This window comes from Rhizobacter sp. P1_G5, assembly GCF_056405435.1.
Genome location: NZ_JBFUCB010000633.1, coordinates 1 through 3,393, shown reverse-complemented (window position 1 = coordinate 3,393; position 3,393 = coordinate 1). Strand labels below are relative to the sequence as shown.

Genomic DNA, 3,393 nt, shown 5'->3' with positions numbered 1-3,393 from the left:
GCGACCCCGCGAGCATGCTGTTGAACTGTCTTCTTTGCATTCTGGAAATCCTCGTGGCTTGTCGGTTCGGAGAGCGTGCACGATAGCCATCGCCCCGGCTTCGCTCAAACACTGCTTTCGGGGGCGAGCCCCCAGATAATCCGGGGCATGCAACTTCCGCTGAATGCCATGCGCGCCTTCGAAGCGTCGGCGCGCCACCTGAGCTTCACGCGCGCCGCGCTGGAGCTGTGCGTGACGCAGAACGCCGTCAGCGCGCAGGTGAAGAACCTGGAGCAGCGGCTGGGCGTGGCGCTGTTCCGCCGCCTGCCGCGCGGGCTGGCGCTGACGGACGAGGGGGCCGCGCTGCTGCCGATGCTCAGCGAGAGCTTCGAGCGCATGCGGCTGGTGCTGGAGCAGTTCGAGGGCGGCCTGCGCCGCGAGGTGCTGACGGTGGCGGTGGTCGGCACCTTCGCGGTCGGCTGGCTGCTGCCGCGGCTCGCGGCCTTCCGCCGCGACCACCCGTCGATCGACCTGCGCGTGCTGACGAACAACAACCGGGTCGACCTCGCGGCCGAGGGGCTGGACTGCGCGATCCGCTTCGGCGATGGCGCCTGGCACGGCACCGAAGCCGAGCCGCTGCTGGAGGCGCCGCTGTCGCCGGTGTGCACGCCGGCCATCGCGCGGCGGCTGCGCACGCCGGCCGCGCTGGCGGACGAGACGCTGCTGCGCTCGTACCGTGCCGACGAGTGGGCGCGCTGGTGTACCGCCGCGGGCATCGAGCCGCCGCTGCTGCGCGGGCCGGTGTTCGATTCGTCGATCGCGATGGCGGCTGCCGCGGCGCAGGGGATCGGCGTCGCGCTGCTGCCGCCGGCGATGTTCGGCGAGGAGTTGCGCACCGAGCGGCTGGTGCAGCCGTTCGCGCTGGGCGTGTCGCTCGGGCGCTACTGGATCACGCGGCTGAAGTCGCGCACGCCGACGCAGGCGATGCGGGTGTTTCAAGGCTGGGTGATCCACCAGGCGGCAGAACACTCGACGAAATAGCTGTACACCTATACAGTACGCGCCCGGTTCATCCATTCACTCATCCACGCCACGCTCATGACCGACACCACTGACGACACCGTGCTGATCCAGGAAGCGCGCCACTGGGAAGACGAGACCTGGATTGCCCAGGTGATCAAGAACGAGGACGACGACGGCTGGGCCGTCTCGATGACGCTGCGCGGCGAGGCCGAACCGGCGCTGGTCGGGCCCTGGACCATGGGCCGCGACAAGAAGAACCCGAAGCCGCTGGATGCACCGGCCTTCCACACCCTGGTCAAGACCGCCCACGAGGTGCGGCGCCGCCATGAGCAGCAACTGCAGGCGCGGCTGCACAAGAAGATCTGGATCGGGAACGGCGCCCATGAAATCGTCGTGAYGCTCGACATCGTGCCGGACGACGACGATCCCTACGCGATGCTGGCGGCCCGCAATGCCGAGGGCCGGGAAGTGGCCCGCAAGCGCGTCGAGGCCGGGTTCCGGCTGACGGCCGAGACGGCCGAGGCCTGGCTCGCGCGCGAGCTCGCTTGACGCGACGACTCCGGCGGCTTCGACGCGCCGCGGTGCTGGCCGGCACGCTGCTCGCAGCCGGCGTGGCCCAGGCAGAACCCGAGGCGAGCGATGAAGGCGGGCGCGGCGACGCCGATGCACCGATCCAGACCTTCACGCTGCTCGGCTACGAGCGCGTGCGGCTGCCGCAGGGCGAGCGCATGGGCCTGGTGGGCGGCTCGCTGCTGTTCAACGCCGGCGCCGGCTGGGCGTTCGGGCCGGCCGTGTATGGGGCGGCCACCGGGCAGCGCGGCGGCTTGTTCGTCGCCGGGGTCGAAGTGCAGCACCGCTGGCAGTTCAGCCCCGGCTGGACGCTGGCCACGGGCCTGTACGCGGGCGGCGGCGGTGGCGCATCCGCCCCGGTGGGCTCGGGCCTGATGCTGCGGCCTGCGCTGACGGTGATGAAGGACATCGGCCCGGCGCTGCAGCTGGGCATCTCGGCGTCCGCCGTGAATTTCCCGAGCGGCGAGATCAAGAGCGGGCAGCTGGGCCTGGCTCTCGCATGGCGCGGTGGCTTCACGCACCTCGCGGGAGAGCACGGCGGCGCGGCCAGCACGTCGAGCGGCCTCACCGGCCTCGGCTTCGACCGCATGGCGCTGACCGCCACCACCTACCGCTTCGATGGCGCACCGCGCCCGGYGGCCGGGCTGGCGGGTGCGCGCGCGGAACGCCGATTCGCCAACGGCTGGTCCTGGGGTCTCGAGTCGGCCGCTGCGGCCAGGGGCGACGCGGCGGGCTACATGGAGATCCTGGGCACGGTCGGCGCGAGCTTCGCGCCCTGGCCCGAGTTGCTGCCCACCTGGCGCGTCGGCGCGCGCGTGGCCGGTGGGCTGGGGGGTGGCGGTGCCGTGCCGACCGGCGGCGGCCTGATCGGCAAGGCCACCGGCACGATGGAGTGGAGCCCTGCCCCCGGCTGGACGATCGGTGGCGAGTACGGCCGCATCCGCGCCGCCCACGGCGACCTGCGCGCCCGCCAGGCCCAGTTGTGGCTCGGCATCGACCTCGAACCCGGCCACGACGGGCGCACGATGCCGCCGCGCGTCGTGCGCACCGAATGGGTCGCGGTGCTGCAGCACCAGGCCCGCGTGCTGCGCCAGGATGGCAGCCGCCAGTCGCTCGACACGATCGGCCTGAAGCTGAACCGCTACGTCGACGACTTCGTCTACGTCAGCGGCCAGGCGCACAGCGCGTACGCCGGCCATGCCGGCGCCTATTCGACGGGGCTGATCGGCGCCGGCATCGCGAGCCGGCCGGGCACGCCGGTGCGGGTCGGCATCGAGGCGCTGGCGGGTGCGGCCGGTGGTGGCGGTGTCGCAACGGCCGGGGGCGCGATCCTGCAAGGCGTTCTGTGGGCCGGCTGGGCCGCAACACCGCGCAGCGAATGGCGGCTCGGTGCCGGGGCGATGCAACCGCTGCGTGGGAGCAAGGCAACACCGTTGGTCGAGCTGGCCTGGAGCCGCGCGTTCGGAATGTCCGGTTGGTGACTTTTGCGCGGCTTGGCGGGGCGGGTGGGGGGCTGGGCTGGTGGCTCATGCCGAGGCGGTCGACGCCCCTGGGGGGCGCCGACTCCACGAAGAAGCTCGGCTTCGTGGGTGCATCGCCAAACTCCCTCCGCTCACTTCGTTCGCTGTGGTCAAACAGTGGCGATGAGTATGTCTACGAAGCGCGCTGGCGCGCGCCACCCCCGAAGCCAAGCTTCTTCGTCGCCTCAGAAATCGCCCCCAGCCCAGCCCCCCACCCGCCCCGCCGCGCAACACCACCCGTTCTTGTTGGGGGAAAAGACTGAAGTGACCGACGAGCATGCGAGCGTTGGCGCGCTTCGTC

General features: G+C 71.7%; 3 protein-coding genes. All 3 read left to right on the top strand.

From position 1 onward, the window contains the following. The first annotated feature begins 147 nt into the window (after window positions 1–147). From AC1D12_RS28470 to AC1D12_RS28460, 3 genes are read left to right on the top strand one after another with little or no spacing between them, the layout of a single operon-like run. Complete coding sequence (locus AC1D12_RS28470; protein ID WP_477828752.1) at window positions 148–1,020, top strand: LysR family transcriptional regulator; 873 nt, start codon at window positions 148–150, stop codon at window positions 1,018–1,020. A 57-nt stretch (window positions 1,021–1,077) separates the two neighbouring features. Continuing rightward, complete coding sequence (locus AC1D12_RS28465) at window positions 1,078–1,551, top strand: hypothetical protein (protein WP_477844456.1); 474 nt, start codon at window positions 1,078–1,080, stop codon at window positions 1,549–1,551. Continuing rightward, window positions 1,548–3,053: a hypothetical protein gene (locus AC1D12_RS28460; RefSeq protein ID WP_477844454.1), complete on the top strand. Its 1,506-nt coding sequence runs from the start codon at window positions 1,548–1,550 to the stop codon at window positions 3,051–3,053. Before AC1D12_RS28465 ends, AC1D12_RS28460 begins: the two co-directional genes overlap by 4 nt. The last annotated feature ends 340 nt before the right edge of the window (window positions 3,054–3,393 follow it).